Origin of the sequence: Streptomyces sp. 549 (assembly GCF_030124175.1) — a bacterium.
GTDB lineage: Bacteria > Actinomycetota > Actinomycetes > Streptomycetales > Streptomycetaceae > Streptomyces.
In genome coordinates this window covers 1-1497 of sequence record NZ_JASKMT010000061.1, presented here as the reverse complement: position 1 = coordinate 1497, position 1497 = coordinate 1, and the positions used below count along the sequence as shown (strand labels likewise).

1 protein-coding gene is annotated in these 1497 nt (G+C 67.9%); it reads left to right on the top strand.

All coding sequences use genetic code 11. The features are described from left to right. Positions 1-249: 249 nt before the first annotated feature. Positions 250-1470, top strand: a complete 1221-nt coding sequence (locus tag QNO07_RS27435; RefSeq protein ID WP_283995246.1) for an IS110 family RNA-guided transposase — start codon at positions 250-252, stop codon at positions 1468-1470. The last annotated feature ends 27 nt before the right edge of the window (positions 1471-1497 follow it).

The window sequence follows — 1497 nt, the reverse complement described above, 5'->3', positions numbered from 1 at the left end:
CCTAATGGGAGCTACCGGGTGAGCCGCGCTGGCAGACTCGGTGCCTGGTAGCCGCCGGTGAGTGAGCACTCTCTCCGCCTGGGCCGATCTTGAGTCCTAGGGTCAGATCGTGCCCTCGCCGGTGGTCAGGGGTCTTTGATCGCTGATGGGATGTCGTGCCCTTCGCATGCTGGGGTGAGCACTGGTCCATTAGGTCGCCGACCGGCTCCTGCGGGCTTCCGTGTCCTGTCGCCGATCGTGGAGGTTGTTGTGCTGTTCGTTGGGGATGACTGGGCTGAGGACCACCACGACGTCGAGGTCCAGGATGAGGCCGGGAAGGTCCTCAAGCGGGTGCGGCTGCCCGAGGGGATGGCCGGGATCGCCCGGTTCCACGACCTGGTCGGCCGGTTCGTCGCCGAGGACGCCGGCCCGTCGGACGTGCTGGTGTGTATCGAGACCGACCGGGGTCCGTGGGTGCGGGCGCTGGTCGCGGCCGGCTATCGGGTGTTCGGGGTGGATCCCAAGCAGGCGGCCCGCCACCGGGAGATCCTCGGCAGTTCGGGCGCCAAGAGCGACAAGGGAGACGCCCACGCGCTCGCGGACATGATCCGCACCCGCCGCCACCAGCTCCGGGAGGTCGCTGGGGACTCGGAGACCGCCGAGGCTGTCAAGGTCGTCACCCGCGCGCATCAGACGCTGCTGTGGGAACGCACCCGCCATATGCTCCGGCTGCGGGTGGCGCTGCGGGACTACTTCCCCGCCGCTCTCGCCGCCTACAAGCCCCTCGGCCTCACCAGCGATGCGGTGCTGAAACTGCTGGTCATGGCTCCGACTCCCGAGGCCGCGGCCAAGCTGACGGCCACGCAGGTCTCCGCCTGCCTCAAGGGCCGCCGCGACATCGCCGCCAAAGCACAGGCGATCAAGGACGTCCTGCGCGCCGGGCATCTCGGTCAGGCCCCGCTCGTCACGATCGCCTACGCCTCGACGGTGAAGTCGCTGGTCGCGGTCATCACCGTCCTCAACGCCGAGATCAGGACTCTCGAAGGCGAGGTCGAGGCCCATTTTGGTCGGCACCCGGACGCTGAGGTCATCCTCAGCCAGCCCGGCATCGGCGTGATCCTTGGCGCCCGGGTGCTCGCAGAGTTCGGAGACGCCAAGAACCGGTATGCCTCGGCGAAGGCCCGCAAGAACTACGCGGGCACCTCGCCGATCACCCGCCAGTCCGGCAAGACCAAGACCGTCCAGGCCCGCTACGTCCACAACGACCGCCTGGTGGACGCACTCCACCTCCAAGCCTCCTGCGCGATCCTCCACGACCCAGCGGTCCGCGCCTACTACGACCAACTCAAAACCCGCGACATCAGCCACAACGCCGCCCTCCGCCAAGTCGGCAACCGCCTGGTGGGCATCCTCCACGGCTGCCTGAAGACCAGCAGCCTCTACGACCAGGCAACCGCATGGTCACACCACCACTACGACCTCACCGCTTGACATCCAACGTCCAGGGATGTCTGACCC